At 67.5% G+C, this 14,139-nt stretch carries 12 protein-coding genes and 1 tRNA gene; 9 read left to right on the forward strand and 4 right to left on the reverse strand.

Annotated elements, in window-relative coordinates; translation table 11 throughout:
• Positions 1-81 precede the first annotated feature (81 nt).
• Positions 82-996 (forward strand): hypothetical protein, encoded by a 915-nt coding sequence (locus AWB94_RS32815; protein WP_131805386.1) that lies wholly within the window; start codon positions 82-84, stop codon positions 994-996.
• 48 nt (positions 997-1,044) lie between these two features.
• Here AWB94_RS32815 and AWB94_RS32820 read toward each other — a convergent pair whose 3' ends face one another.
• Complete coding sequence (locus tag AWB94_RS32820; protein ID WP_062659039.1) at positions 1,045-1,248, reverse strand: hypothetical protein; 204 nt, start codon at positions 1,246-1,248, stop codon at positions 1,045-1,047.
• Between the two features lie 178 nt (positions 1,249-1,426).
• Between AWB94_RS32820 and AWB94_RS32825 the strand changes: the two genes are divergently transcribed.
• On the forward strand, positions 1,427-1,654 hold the full coding sequence (locus AWB94_RS32825) for a hypothetical protein (protein WP_062659038.1): 228 nt from the start codon (positions 1,427-1,429) through the stop codon (positions 1,652-1,654).
• Between the two features lie 412 nt (positions 1,655-2,066).
• On the opposite strand, the gene AWB94_RS34840 is transcribed toward AWB94_RS32825, so the two are convergent.
• On the reverse strand, positions 2,067-2,492 hold the full coding sequence (locus AWB94_RS34840) for a hypothetical protein (protein ID WP_131805385.1): 426 nt from the start codon (positions 2,490-2,492) through the stop codon (positions 2,067-2,069).
• A 393-nt stretch (positions 2,493-2,885) separates the two neighbouring features.
• Positions 2,886-2,961, reverse strand: a tRNA-Arg gene (locus tag AWB94_RS32840).
• Positions 2,962-3,086: 125 nt separating this feature from the next.
• Here AWB94_RS32840 and argS point away from each other — a divergent pair.
• From argS to rho, 6 genes are all read left to right on the forward strand, one after another.
• Positions 3,087-4,736: an arginine--tRNA ligase gene (argS, locus tag AWB94_RS32845; RefSeq protein ID WP_062659036.1), complete on the forward strand. Its 1,650-nt coding sequence runs from the start codon at positions 3,087-3,089 to the stop codon at positions 4,734-4,736.
• Positions 4,733-6,130 carry a diaminopimelate decarboxylase gene (gene lysA / locus AWB94_RS32850; protein ID WP_062659035.1) on the forward strand — a complete coding sequence of 466 codons (1,398 nt, stop codon included), beginning with the start codon at positions 4,733-4,735 and terminating at the stop codon, positions 6,128-6,130. Before argS ends, lysA begins: the two co-directional genes overlap by 4 nt.
• Entirely contained in the window at positions 6,127-7,452 is a 1,326-nt protein-coding gene (locus AWB94_RS32855) for a homoserine dehydrogenase (protein WP_062659034.1), read from the forward strand. The genes lysA and AWB94_RS32855 overlap by 4 nt, the downstream gene beginning before the upstream one ends.
• Positions 7,452-8,522: a threonine synthase gene (gene thrC, locus AWB94_RS32860; RefSeq protein WP_062659033.1), complete on the forward strand. Its 1,071-nt coding sequence runs from the start codon at positions 7,452-7,454 to the stop codon at positions 8,520-8,522. The genes AWB94_RS32855 and thrC overlap by 1 nt, the downstream gene beginning before the upstream one ends.
• A gap of 17 nt (positions 8,523-8,539) precedes the next feature.
• Positions 8,540-9,487: a homoserine kinase gene (gene thrB / locus AWB94_RS32865; RefSeq protein WP_062659032.1), complete on the forward strand. Its 948-nt coding sequence runs from the start codon at positions 8,540-8,542 to the stop codon at positions 9,485-9,487.
• 306 nt (positions 9,488-9,793) lie between these two features.
• Positions 9,794-11,722, forward strand: a complete 1,929-nt coding sequence (rho, locus tag AWB94_RS32870) for a transcription termination factor Rho (RefSeq protein WP_062659031.1) — start codon at positions 9,794-9,796, stop codon at positions 11,720-11,722.
• Positions 11,723-11,762: 40 nt separating this feature from the next.
• Here rho and AWB94_RS32875 read toward each other — a convergent pair whose 3' ends face one another.
• A complete protein-coding gene (locus AWB94_RS32875; RefSeq protein ID WP_062659030.1) occupies positions 11,763-12,389 on the reverse strand; it encodes a TetR/AcrR family transcriptional regulator in 627 nt (208 codons plus the stop codon).
• Positions 12,390-12,520: 131 nt separating this feature from the next.
• Here AWB94_RS32875 and fadD1 point away from each other — a divergent pair, with 131 nt between their 5' ends.
• Positions 12,521-14,092 (forward strand): fatty-acid--CoA ligase FadD1, encoded by a 1,572-nt coding sequence (gene fadD1 / locus AWB94_RS32880; RefSeq protein ID WP_062659043.1) that lies wholly within the window; start codon positions 12,521-12,523, stop codon positions 14,090-14,092.
• The last annotated feature ends 47 nt before the right edge of the window (positions 14,093-14,139 follow it).

Here is a 14,139-nt window from a genome sequence, read left to right on the forward strand (position 1 = left end):
ATCGGGTCACGGCTGCCACGCTTCGCTGATGGTGGTGTCGTCAACGACACCGTCGGCGCCGACTTCTTCGGCCTGTCCGAGGTGCCGATCATCGGCGGCATCGTCAACATGCTCATCAGCATCCTGTTGAAGATCATCGGCGTCGAAATCCAATCACGCGACACGCTGCACAACATGGCCTCCCAAATCCGCGAATTCCGCGGCGACTTCCAACGCTTCGACGCGGCCGGCCGCCTCGCCTCCGACTCATCCGGCCTGATCGACCGCAACCAATCGTCGAAGGACACCGTCAACAAGGAACGCGTCCGGATCCTGACCCAGGTGATCATCGGTGTCGTCAAATACGTGATCGAGAAGATCATCATGCCGCTGATCAATTCAGCGATTCAGGCGGCGATCAACTTTGGCACCCAAGCGATTTCAAGCGCCGTCGGGCTCGGCGTCGGATCCGTCACGGGCGGTGCCGGCGGTGGCGCGGCAGCGGGCATCACGAACGCGGCCGTCTCCGCACTGGGGTCGATCGCGCAGACCGGCGGCCAGATCTTCACAGAGTTCCTGGGCTCCCTGCTCACCAACGGCCTGTCCACCCTGATCGAGGGCATCTCGCAGGTGTTGCCGTCGTCGATCTTCCAAATCTTCGACATCCCGAAGCTGTTCCAAACGCTGTTCGGTGGTGTCGCTGGCCTGATCGGGGGCCTGGTCGGCGGGATCGGTGGTATCGCCGGCGGGTTCTTCGACGAGGGCGGCCTAGCCAAAGACATCGGTTTCATGCCGAAGAACACCATCAAACCCGAACGCGTCCTGGATCCGCGGCAGACCATCGCGTTCGAGGAAGCCATGGGCCGCGTCGGCCGCGGCCAAGGCGGCGGTTGGGGCGACACACACAAGACCGAAATGCACGTCACGCAACACTTTAGCGGCCCGGTCAACGAGGACATGGTCGTGAGGATCCTGGCACGGCTTCAGCCCGGCAACAAGCTCGGCTCCCTGATCTGAGAAATGCCCACCCCCATTGCGGAGGTGGGCATTTCGGCCAAGGGGGCCTTAGGCGTTGGCAACTATCACGATCGGGATCGCCGGACTGATCATCAAAGTCACCTTTGAGGTGCCATCGATGACAGTGACAACCCTTGCTTCACCGTCTTTGGCGCTCTCTGAGACGGCCAATGCGATGGACGTAGCCCCCTCGGCATTGGTCATCAGAGTCTGGCCGGCGTAGAGGATTTTGGAGTTGAGCTGGGTTGTCACGTTCGTAGTCTCCTTGCTGTCTGTCAGCCCCCCGTTGGAGCGTCAGTATTGGCGCGGTGGCCTCGAACGTTGCCTGGATTGTCGTCGAATTCATCCGAACGGAGGACGCTCACCGAGCCTCGACTAGTATTCAGCCCTTCGCCACCCGCGAGCGGAGTCAACGCCCAAGGACCACCTCATGATGATCTTCGATGTGGAGGTCACCCGCGACGACCGCTGGTGGATGATCACCGTGCCCGAACTGGACGGGTACGTCACACCCAGCGGCGCGATCAACATCGGCGACACCACGCAAGCACGCCACGAAGGCGAGATCGAAGCCGTGGCCCGAGACTTCGTCGCTACAGTCCTCGGCGTACCTACCGAGGATGTCGCCGTGCGACTGCCTCCACGTCGTGAGCCCTAAACTCAGAGCGAGGGGTCTGCGGCCATACGATGTGCGATCACCAAAGTACTACCGCCGCAGACCTCCTCACATTGAGACCGCGCTGAACCTGAAGGGGGCATCGTGAGCAGCGAGCGTCTTCACAACTGGAGCGAGACCGCGACCCGTCTGGGTGGCCTTTCCCGCACGACTGTGTTCGCCTTGTGGAAGGCAGGTGAGCTCGGATCGGTCACGATCGGGTCCAGACGATTCAGCTCCGACCAACAGATCCGCACCTACATCGCTCGCCTGGAGTCTGCTCAGGCTTGACGAAGCGAGATCGACGCCTCCGGACGGGTCTGCCGGTCGCGGCAGCTGCACCCGATCGTTCGATGGGTTCCACACCGCTCGCAGCGGCTAAGGACGCGCAACTCGGACGGACTGAATAGCGGCTTCACCGTTCTGCCACCCACCTCTCGGCGTCGGCGGCTGCGGCGTCGAACGCATCTGCCACACGGATCATCTTCTCTGCGTTTGCGCGCATCTCAGCGCCCTTTGCTCGGGCCTGCTCGGGCGTGAGCATCGTGTCCCAGCATTCGTGCTGCCAGCCCCAATCCCATGCGTCGATCTCGGCGCGGATACAGACGTCGGTGAGGCTGCCGTCCGCCTCTTGGGTGGCATGCGCCTCCACGAAGTGTGGCCCGGATGGGCTGTTGCGATCAACGAAGTAGCGGTCAACGCCGCGGCGGGTCGCTGTGATTGATCGCCAAGCCGGCGGTCGGTCGGTATCGATCCACTCACCGACTTTCACAGCGTTCGGCGGCGGTGTGACGCCCTCAAGTGGCAGATGTGGGCTATGTGTTGCGCTGTTTTCGCGCATGGAGGTACTCTCCTCGGTAGGTACTCTCTGATTCCCCTGGCAGGGGGATGAAGGTTCAGAAGGCGGTTCCCTGGCAGGGGAGCCGCCTTCAGTCATTTGAGGGTGACGCGGTGTCACTCTCAAGTGCGGAGACGACGAAAGCCACCGACTGAGTGACTTCGGGTCACTCTGTGACAAGCTGTCACTGACTCCCCGAAGAACTGTGTCGGCGGCTTGTGGTGTCGGGTGGGCCGCGGGCTCTGGCAGCAACCACGGTGCTGAGTGCCGTGGTTGGATCGACCGGCATCATGCTGGTGGTCGCCTCCCCCTCATCGAGGGGCAACCATCAGGGGATTTCGAATCGCACGGGGATCGCACGTCGTCTGACTTTTTCAGCGTTTCCGCAGTTCAGAGTGGTGCCCCCGGCAGGATTCGAACCTGCGGCCTTCTGCTCCGGAGGCAGACGCTCTATCCCCTGAGCTACGGGGGCGCGGGGTAAATCGCGCCGTTTGGGCTTCGACAGACTAGCGCAGACAGACTAACCCATCGAACCGCGGGCCCGGGAACCGGAATGGATTCGGGGGCTGACCACCCCAGACCATAGGATGGACCCCTGTGACACCCGCCGACCTGGCTGCCCTGCTCAAGACCACCGCCGCCGCGGTCCTGGCCGAACACGGTCTGGACACCGCCGCGCTGCCCGAGACGGTGAACGTCGAGCGTCCGCGCAACCCCGAACACGGCGACTACGCCACCAACATCGCACTTCAGCTGGCCAAGAAGGTCGGCGTCAACCCCCGCGAGCTGGCCGGCTGGCTGGCCGAGGGGCTGACCGCGGCCGACGGCATCGCCGCCGCCGAGGTGGCCGGCCCCGGCTTCGTCAACCTGCGCATCGAAACCGGCGCCCAGGGCGTCGTCGTCACCAACGTGCTCAGCGCCGGCGCCACCTACGGTCACTCCTCCGACCTGGCGCTCAAGATCAACCTGGAGTTCGTGTCGGCCAACCCGACCGGGCCGATCCACATCGGCGGCACCCGCTGGGCGGCCGTCGGCGACGCGCTGGGCCGCCTGCTGACCACCCAGGGCGCCGACGTCACCCGGGAGTACTACTTCAACGACCACGGCGCGCAGATCGACCGGTTCGCCCGCTCGCTGGTGGCCGCCGCCAAGGGCGAGCCCGTGCCGGAGGACGGGTACGCCGGCACGTACATCAACGACATCGCCGCCGCGGTGCTGGCCAAGGCGCCCGACGCCATGAGCCTGCCGGCCGACGAGCGGCAGGAGACCTTCCGCGCGATCGGCGTGGACCTGATGTTCGCGCACATCAAAAAGGCCCTGCACGAGTTCGGCACCGACTTCGACGTCTACACCCACGAAGACTCGATGCACACCTCGGGCCGGGTGCAGCAGGCCATCGCCAGGCTGCGCGACAACGGCGCCATCTACGAGAAGGACGGCGCAACCTGGTTGCGCACCACCGAATTCGGTGACGACAAAGACCGCGTGGTCATCAAGAGCGACGGAAACCCGGCCTACGTCGCCGGCGACCTCGCCTACTACCTGGACAAGCGGCAGCGCGGCTTCGACCTGTGCATCTACATGCTGGGCGCCGACCACCACGGCTACATCGCCCGGCTCAAGGCCGCAGCCGCCGCGCTCGGCGACGACCCCGACACCGTCGAGGTGCTCATCGGGCAGATGGTCAACCTGGTCCGCGACGGCCAGCCGGTCCGGATGAGCAAGCGCGCCGGCACCGTCATCAGCCTCGACGACCTGGTCGAGGCCATCGGGGTGGACGCCGCCCGGTACGTGCTGATCCGTTCCTCGGTGAACAGCCCGATCGACATCGACCTGGGGCTGTGGGCCAGCGCGTCCAACGAAAACCCGGTCTACTACGTGCAATACGCGCACGCCCGGCTCTCGGCGCTGGCCCGCAACGCCGCCGAGCTGGGCCTGACCGCCGACACCGCGCACCTGGAGCTGCTCAGCCACGACCGCGAGGCCACCCTGATGCGCAGCATCGGTGAATTCGGCCGGGTGCTCAAGACCGCCGCCGATCTGCGCGAACCGCACCGGGTGTGCCGCTACCTGGAGGACCTGGCCGGTGACTACCACCGGTTCTACGACTCCTGCCGCGTGCTGCCGCAGGGCGACGAGGAAGCGACCGACATCAACGCGGCCCGGTTGGCGCTGTGTGAGGCCACCCGCCAGGTGATCGCCAACGGTCTGGCCATCCTCGGGGTCAGCGCGCCGGAGCGGATGTGAGCGCACACGCCGCGGCCGCCGCCGTGCCGGCCCAGCCGCAGACACCCGACGAGATTCTGTTCCTCGCCCCGAACGTGTGGCCGCGCAACCTGATGCGCGGCGATGACGGGGTGGTGTCGATCGCCGGGGTGAGCGTCACCGAGCTGGCGGCGCAGTTCGGCACGCCGTTGTTCGTCATCGACGAGGACGATTTCCGGTCGCGCTGCCGCGACATCGCCGCGGCATTCGGCGGCGGCCAGTACGTGCACTACGCGTCCAAGGCGTTCCTGTGCACCGAGATCGCCCGGTGGGTCAACGCCGAGGGACTGTCGCTGGACGTGGCCACCGGCGGCGAACTGGCCGTGGCCCTGCACGCAGACTTCCCGCCCGAGCGAATCACCGTGCACGGCAACAACAAATCGGTCGACGAGCTCACCGCTGCGGTGAAGGCCGGCGTCGGGCACATCGTGCTGGACTCCGAGATCGAGATCGAACGCCTGGAAGCCATCGCCGGGGCGGCCGGCGTCGTCCAGGACGTCCTGGTGCGGGTGACGCCCGGCGTGGAAGCGCACACCCACGAGTTCATCTCCACCGCCCACGAGGACCAGAAGTTCGGCCTGTCACTGGCCAGCGGCGCCGCCATGGACGCGGTGCGCAAGGTCTTCGGCACCGACAACCTGCGCCTGGTCGGCCTGCACTGTCACGTCGGCTCGCAGATCTTCGACGTCGCCGGTTTCGAGGTGGCCGCCCGCCGGGTCATCGGCCTGCTGCGCGACGTGGTGGCCGAGTTCGGCGTCGACAAGACCGCCCAGATCTCGATCATCGACCTCGGTGGGGGACTGGGTATTTCGTACGTACCGGCCGATGATCCGCCGCCGATGCAGGAACTGGCCGACAAACTCAAGACCATCGTGCGCAACGAATCGGCCGCCGTGGGACTGCCCACGCCCAAGCTCGTCGTCGAGCCGGGCCGCGCCATCGCCGGTCCGGGCACCATCACCCTCTACGAGGTCGGCACCGTCAAGGACGTGGCGATCAGCGACACCGCGCAGCGGCGCTACGTCAGCGTGGACGGCGGCATGAGCGACAACATCCGCCCGGCGCTCTACGACGCCGAATACGACGCCCGGCTGGTGTCGCGGGTCAGCGATGCCCCGGCCGCCCTGGCCCGCATCGTCGGGAAGCACTGTGAGAGCGGCGATATCGTCGTGCGCGACACCTGGGTGTCCGACGATCTGGGCCCTGGTGACCTGCTCGCGGTGGCCGCCACCGGTGCCTACTGCTATTCGATGTCGAGCCGGTACAACCTGCTGACGCGGCCCGCCGTGGTCGCCGTCCGGGACGGCAACGCCCGGCTGATTCTGCGACGAGAGAACGTCGACGACCTACTGAGTTTGGAGGTGAGCGGCCAATGAGCAAGAAGGACAAGCCCATCGGCGTAGCGGTGCTGGGGTTGGGCAATGTGGGCACCGAGGTGGTGCGCATCATCAACAACAGCGCCGCCGACCTGGCCGCCCGCATCGGCGCGCCGCTGGAACTGCGCGGCGTCGGGGTGCGCAGGGTCTCGGCCGACCGCGGCGTGCCCATCGATTTGCTCACCGACGACGTCGACGCCTTGGTCTCCCGCGACGACGTCGACATCGTGGTGGAGTTGATGGGCCCGGTGAAACCGGCGCGCAAGGCCATCCTGAAGGCGCTGGAAACCGGCAAGTCCGTGGTCACCGCGAACAAGGCGCTGATGGCCCAGTCCACCGGCGAGCTGGCCCAGGCCGCCGAAAAAGCCCGCGTAGACCTGTATTTCGAGGCCGCGGTGGCCGGCGCCATCCCGGTGATCCGCCCGCTGACCCAGTCGCTGGCCGGTGACACCGTGTGCCGGGTGGCCGGCATCGTCAACGGCACCACCAACTACATCCTGTCGGCCATGAACGACACCGGCGCCGACTATGCGAGCGCACTGGCCGACGCCAGCGCACTCGGCTACGCCGAGGCCGACCCGACCGCCGATGTCGAGGGCTACGACGCCGCCGCCAAGGCCGCCATCCTCGCCTCGATCGCCTTCCACACCCGGGTGACCGCCGACGACGTCTACCGCGAGGGCATCACCACGGTCAGCGCCGCCGACTTCGAGTCGGCCAGGGCGCTCGGCTGCAACATCAAGCTGCTGGCCATCTGCGAGCGGCTGACCAATGACGAAGGCCAACAGCGGGTTTCGGCGCGGGTGTATCCCGCGCTGGTGCCGCTGGAGCATCCGCTGGCCACCGTCAACGGTGCGTTCAACGCCGTGGTCGTCGAGGCCGAGGCGGCCGGCCGGCTGATGTTCTACGGCCAGGGCGCGGGCGGCGCGCCGACGGCCTCGGCTGTGATGGGGGATGTCGTGATGGCAGCGCGCAACCGGGTGCAGGGCGGGCGCGGCCCGCGCGAATCGAAGTACGCGCAGCTGCCCATCGCGCCGATCGGCTTCATCCCGACCCGCTACTACGTCAGCATGAACGTCGCGGACCGGCCCGGTGTGCTGTCCTCGGTGGCCGCGGAGTTCGGCAAGCGTGAGGTCAGCATCGCCGAGGTACGCCAGGAGGGCACCATCGACGAAGAAGGCCAGCGTGCCGGCGCCCGCATCGTCGTGGTCACGCATAAGGCCACCGACGCCGCTTTGTCGGAAACCGTTGCAGCCCTTGCCGATCACGAGGCCGTGGAGAGCATCAACAGCGTGCTGCGCCTGGAAGGAACCGCAGAATAATGTCACCCGTGCATACCCCGTGGCCCGGCCTGATAGCCGCCTACCGGGACCGGTTGCCGGTCACCGACGAGTGGACGCCGGTCACCCTGCTCGAGGGTGGCACCCCGCTGGTCCATGCCAAGCGGCTGTCCGAGCAGACCGGCTGCACCGTGCACCTGAAGGTCGAGGGCCTGAACCCGACCGGTTCGTTCAAGGACCGCGGCATGACCATGGCCGTCAGCGACGCGCTGGCCCGCGGCCAGCAGGCGGTGCTGTGCGCGTCGACGGGCAACACCTCGGCATCGGCGGCCGCCTATGCCGCCCGCGCCGGCATCACGTGCGCGGTGTTGGTCCCGCAGGGCAAGATCGCCATGGGCAAGCTGGCCCAGGCAGTCATGCACGGCGCCAAGATCATTCAGATCGACGGCAACTTCGACGACTGCCTGGAACTGGCCCGCAAGTTGACCGCCGACTTCCCGACCATCGCCCTGGTGAACTCGGTGAACCCGGTGCGCATCGAGGGCCAGAAGACCGCCGCCTTCGAGATCGTCGATGCGCTGGGCACCGCACCGGACGTGCACTCCCTGCCGGTCGGCAACGCCGGCAACATCACCGCCTACTGGCGCGGTTACTCCGAGTATCACCGCGACGGCGTGACCGACCGGCTGCCGCGGATGCTGGGCACCCAGGCCGCCGGTGCCGCACCGCTGGTGACCGGCCAGCCGGTCAGCCACCCCGAGACGATCGCCACCGCCATCCGGATCGGCTCACCCGCGTCGTGGCACTCGGCCGTGGAGGCCCAACAGCAGTCGAACGGCCGCTTCCTGGCGGCCACAGACGAGGAGATCCTGGCGGCGTATCACCTGGTCGCCCGCGCCGAGGGTGTGTTCGTCGAACCGGCATCGGCGGCCAGCATCGCCGGTCTGCTCAAGTCGATCGAGGACGGCTGGGTCAAGCGCGGGTCCACCGTGGTGTGCACGGTCACCGGCAACGGCCTCAAAGACCCCGACACCGCGCTCAAGGGCATGCCGCCGGTCACCCCGGTGCCGGTCGACCCGATCGCCGTTGTCGAGAAGCTCGGCCTGGGCTGACGGGCGGACAATCTCAGGTGACCCAGATCCTGCCGGCCGGGTTGACGGCCTCGGCCACCGTGGCGGCCTCCAGCGCCAACCTCGGCCCCGGCTTCGACAGCCTCGGCCTTGCGCTCGGCATGTATGACGAAATCATCGTCGAGACAACGCAATCCGGGCTCGTCATCGATGTCGAAGGGCAGGGTGCCGGCCAGGTGCCGCTCGACGAGTCGCATCTGGTGGTACAGGCCATCAAGCGCGGTCTGGAAGCCGCAGGTCTGCAGGCCGGGGGATTGAAGGTCAAGTCACGCAACGTGATTCCGCATTCGCGTGGCCTCGGGTCATCGGCCGCCGCCGTCGTCGGGGGTCTGGCTGTCGTCAACGGTCTTGCCGTGCAAGTTGATTCGAAAGAGTTGGATCGCGATCAGCTGGTCCAGCTGTCCTCGGAGTTCGAGGGGCATCCGGACAATGCGGCGGCCGCGGTGCTGGGCGGGGCGGTGGTGTCGTGGACCGCGACGAACGGCGGGGCGGACGCCGGCCCGGCCCGCTACGGCGCCGTGCAACTGGACCTGCATCCCGATATCCGGTTCTTCCCCGCGATTCCGGAGATCCGGTCGTCGACCGCCGAGACCCGGGTGCTGCTGCCCGAGCAGGTACCGCACACCGACGCCCGCTTCAACCTCAGCCGCGCCGCGATGCTTGTGGTGGCGCTCACGAAACGGCCGGATCTGCTCGTGGAGGCCACCGAGGACCGGCTGCACCAACCGCAGCGTGCGCCCGCGATGCCGGCATCGGCGGAATATCTCGCCGCGCTGCGACGTTTGAATATCGCAGCGGTGCTGTCAGGTGCCGGACCAGCGGTGATAGCTCTCACCAACGGAGTGGATCTGCCGCCCGAGGCGCTGGAGATCGGCGCCGCGAACGGATTTACCGTCACCGAAATGTCGGTGGGCGCGGGTGTTCGCTGGTCGTCGGGTACCGCCTGAGACGGCGCCCTGGACTGACACACGAAACATGGTGTTCCTTGCTTCCCGCAGTGATGCGAGTTATTCTCGCAGTCGTCCAGCAATCGCAGCGTCTCTACCTGCGCCGACACTAGGACGACTACCTCATCTTCTCGTGCTTCACTCTTGGGCTGACGGTTCTCCGCATGACGGCGAATCCCGGCGATCACCGTTGCACTGGCACCGGCGACGCTGTGGACGACAACGCAATCGGCTATTCGGCTGACTGCACATGAACCTTCGGGGACCCCTCGCGTCGGATGGACTGCGAGGACAGAAAGGAAATCCGTGACTGATACGGACCTCTTCACGACAAGCGACAGCGACGTGACCGTCGCACCGCCCGTAGTCGTGGAAACCACCAATGCGCCCAGCACGGGCGCCACTCGCGGTGGCCGTGGCGGCTCGCTCACGGCGATGCTGCTTCCGGACCTGCGCGCACTGGCCAGCGAGGTCGGTGTCAAGGGCACGTCCGGTATGCGCAAGAGCGAACTCATCTCTGCCATCAAGGAAGTGCGCGCCCAGGCCGGCGGCGGTGACGCACCTGCCGCGCAGCCGAAGGCCACCGAGGCTTCAGCGGCCTCAGCGGCAACCGCGGCGGGCGACGCCCCCCAGCAGGCCGAACGGCCCCGGCGTGAACGCCGCAGTGCCTCCCGCAACACCGGCGCACCATCGGGCGCGTCCCAGGATGCGGCGTCGGACGCCGCCGCGCCCCAGAACGACACCCCGGCCGAAGCTAAGGCCGAATCCCCGGCGGAGGCCAAGCAGGACGCCCCCGCCCGGGACACCAAGGACAACAAGCCGCGCGAAGAGGCCAAGTCCGGTGGCCAGGCCAAGCAGGAGAAGCCGGACAACGCCGGCGAGACCGGCGGTGACCAGCAGCAGAACCGCAACAGCAATCGCGAAAACAACCGGGACAACAGCAACCGTGACAACAACGGCGGCGACGATGACGACAGCCGTCAGGGCCGTCGCGGTCGCCGGTTCCGGGATCGCCGTCGCCGCGGCGAACGCACCGGCGGCGGTGAAGGCGGCGGTAACGAGACCGAACTGCGCGAAGACGACGTCGTGCAGCCGGTCGCCGGCATCCTCGACGTCCTGGACAACTACGCCTTCGTCCGCACCTCGGGCTACCTGGCCGGGCCGAACGACGTCTACGTCTCGATGAACATGGTCCGCAAGAACGGCCTGCGCCGCGGTGACGCGGTGACCGGTGCGGTGCGGGTCCCGCGCGACGGTGAGGGCGGCGGCAACAACCCGCGGCAGAAGTTCAACCCGCTGGTGCGCCTGGACACCGTCAACGGTGGCCCGGTCGAGGCGGCCAAGAACCGTCCGGAGTTCGGCAAGCTCACCCCGCTGTACCCGAACCAGCGGCTGCGTCTGGAGACGGCTCCGGAGAAGCTGACCACCCGCGTCATCGACCTGATCATGCCGATCGGTAAGGGTCAGCGTGCACTGATCGTGTCGCCGCCCAAGGCCGGTAAGACCACGATCATGCAGGACATCGCGAACGCGATCACCAAGAACAACCCGGAATGCCACCTCATGGTCGTGCTCGTCGACGAGCGCCCCGAAGAGGTCACCGATATGCAGCGCTCGGTCAAGGGTGAGGTCATCGCCTCGACCTTCGACCGGCCGCCGTCAGACCACACCCAGGCCGCCGAACTGGCCATCGAGCGCGCCAAGCGCCTGGTGGAGCAGGGCAAGGACGTGGTGGTGCTGCTCGACTCGATCACCCGGCTGGGCCGCGCCTACAACAACGCGTCGCCGGCGTCCGGGCGCATCCTGTCCGGTGGCGTCGACTCCACCGCGCTGTACCCGCCCAAGCGCTTCCTGGGTGCCGCCCGCAATATCGAGCACGGCGGCTCGCTGACCATCATCGCCACCGCGATGGTCGAGACCGGTTCCACCGGTGACACCGTGATCTTCGAGGAGTTCAAGGGCACCGGTAACGCAGAGCTCAAGCTGGACCGCAAGATCGCCGAGCGCCGGGTGTTCCCGGCCGTCGACGTCAACCCGTCCGGCACCCGCAAGGACGAGCTGCTGCTGGGTCCCGACGAGTTCGCGATCGTGCACAAGCTGCGCCGGGTGCTCTCCGGTCTGGACAGCCACCAGGCCATCGACCTGCTGATGAGCCAGCTGCGCAAGACCAAGACCAACTACGAGTTCCTGGTCCAGGTCTCCAAGACCGCGCCGGGCAGCAACGGCGACGACTGATCGAGTGATGTCGGCGCGCTGATCCGCGGGTGTTCGCGGGTCAGCGCGCCGAACTCGTTGTGGGGTCGTTGGTCAGCCCCGGCATGACGTAGCGGCGCACATGCGTCAGCACCGCGTCGTAATCACCGGGATCCAGATGCTCGCCGGGCATGGTGGCCAGCGACAGCAGCGCCCGCGCCACCCATTCCGCGGCCTCGGGCACGTCGAGATCGGCGTGGATCTCGCCGGTCTCCTTGGCGTGTACCAGATATCGGCTCCAGAAGGCGGCCAGATCGGGCACCAGCCCCTGCACACCGGCGCCCGCGCAGGCGGCGAACTCCTCGGGTTCGTCCATGCGCAGCTTCATCAAGATCGCGCCGGGGTCCTCATAGGCCGTATGGCCGTGCCGGATACCCGCCGCGATCTGGCGGTCCAGGCTGTCGATCTGCTCGAGCATCGCGTGCGCCTCGGACCAATACGCCTCGTTGAGCCGCACGATCGCCGCACCCAGCAGCGTCACCTTGTCCGGGAAATGCCGGTACAGCCAACCACGCGATACCCCGGCGGCCTCGGCGACCTCCGAGACCGTGGTGGCCCGGATGCCCTTGGCGCGCAGACACACCTCGGCGGCGTCGATCAGCCGATCGCGAACGGTTCGGGGGGTGGTGGTGCTGGACGTGCTGGTCAAAGGCGCCGGCTTCCTGGTCGACGTACGGGGTGGCAGCACTGATTGTGCCAATGGCGCCGCCCTTGTGGTGCACGGCCACCGCCGTGGTAGACACTTTCTCGATACTGTTCACCGGCGTTCAGGAGTCAGCGGTGGCCGACACACTCCAGCAGCTGCTGCGCGAACGCGCTGACCAGGACACCGTCGCCATCAAGTACGGCGACCGCACCTGGACGTGGCGAGCCCATGTCTCCGATGCCGCGCGGCAGGCCGCGGCCCTCATCGGACTGGCCGATCCGGCCCGGCCCCTGCACGTCGGTGTACTGATGGGCAACACCCCCGACATGCTCACCGCCCTGGCCGCGGCCGCCCTCGGCGGATACGTGCTGTGCGGCATCAACACCACCCGCCGCGGACCGGCGCTCGCCCGCGATATCGCCAAGGTGGACGCCCAATTCCTGCTCACCGATGCCGCACACCGGCACCTGCTCGACGGTGTCGACCTGCCCGCAGTCACGGTCTTCGACACCGGCGATCCGGAGTGGACACGGCTGCTCGCGGGCGCAGCGGAGCTGACCCCGCACACCGAGGCCGCAGGCGAGGACACCTTCATGATGATCTTCACCTCCGGCACCAGCGGTGAGCCCAAGGCCGTGCAGGTGCCGCATTCGACGGTCCTGTTCGCCGGCGGCGCGCTGGTGCAGCGCTACCAGCTCGGCCCGCAAGACACCTGCTACCTGGCCATGCCCTTGTTCCATTCCAACGCCGTCTACGCCGGGTGGAGCGTGGCGCTCGGCGCCGGGGCGGCGATGGCGCCCGCGACGTTCTCCGCGTCCGGTTTCCTGACCGACATCCGGCGCTACGGCGCGACGTACATGAACTACGTCGGTAAACCGTTGGCCTACATCCTGGGCACCCCCGAGCACCCCGACGACGCCGACAATCCGCTACGGGTGGCCTTCGGCAACGAAGCCGCCGACCGCGATATCGACGCGTTCGGCCGCCGATTCGGGTGCACGGTGTGGGACGGGTTCGGCTCCACCGAGACTGCCGTGATCATCACCCGCACCGAGGACTGCCCGCCCGGCTCGATCGGCAAGGGCTTCCCGGGCGTGGCGATCTTCGACCCGGACACCGGACGGGAGTGCGCGGTCGCCCGGTTCGACGACACCGGGGCGCTGCTCAACGCCGACGAGGCCACCGGGGAGCTGGTCAACACGGCCGGCAGCGGACTGTTCCGCGGCTACTACAACGACGCCGGCGCCACGCAGGAGCGGATGCGCGACGGCATCTACTGGTCCGGCGACCTGGCCTACCGGGATGCCGATGGCTGGATCTACCTGGCCGGCCGCACCGCCGACTGGATGCGGGTGGACGGTGAGAACCTGACCAGTGCTCCCATCGAACGGATCCTGTTGCGCCTGCCCGTGATCAACCGGGTGGCCGTCTACCCGGTGCCCGACGAGTTCGTCGGCGACCAGGTGATGGCCGCCATCGTGCTCAACGACGGCAAGCAGCTGAGTGCTGATGAGTTCGCCGGCTTCCTCGCCGCCCAGCGCGACCTCTCACCGAAGGCCTGGCCGCGGTATGTGTGGCTGGCCGACGACCTGCCCGGCACCGCCACCAACAAGATCCTCAAGCGCGAACTCGTCGCCATGGGTGCCGACCCGGCGGGCCGGGTCATCTGGCGCCGGGACGGCACGCGCTACGCCGATCAGCCATAGGTGACCGACGGCAACGTCGGTCCCGGCGGGGGTGGCGGCGGTGGGGG

It is taken from the genome of Mycolicibacterium canariasense, assembly GCF_002101555.1.
Classification (GTDB): Bacteria; Actinomycetota; Actinomycetes; order Mycobacteriales; family Mycobacteriaceae; genus Mycobacterium; species Mycobacterium canariasense.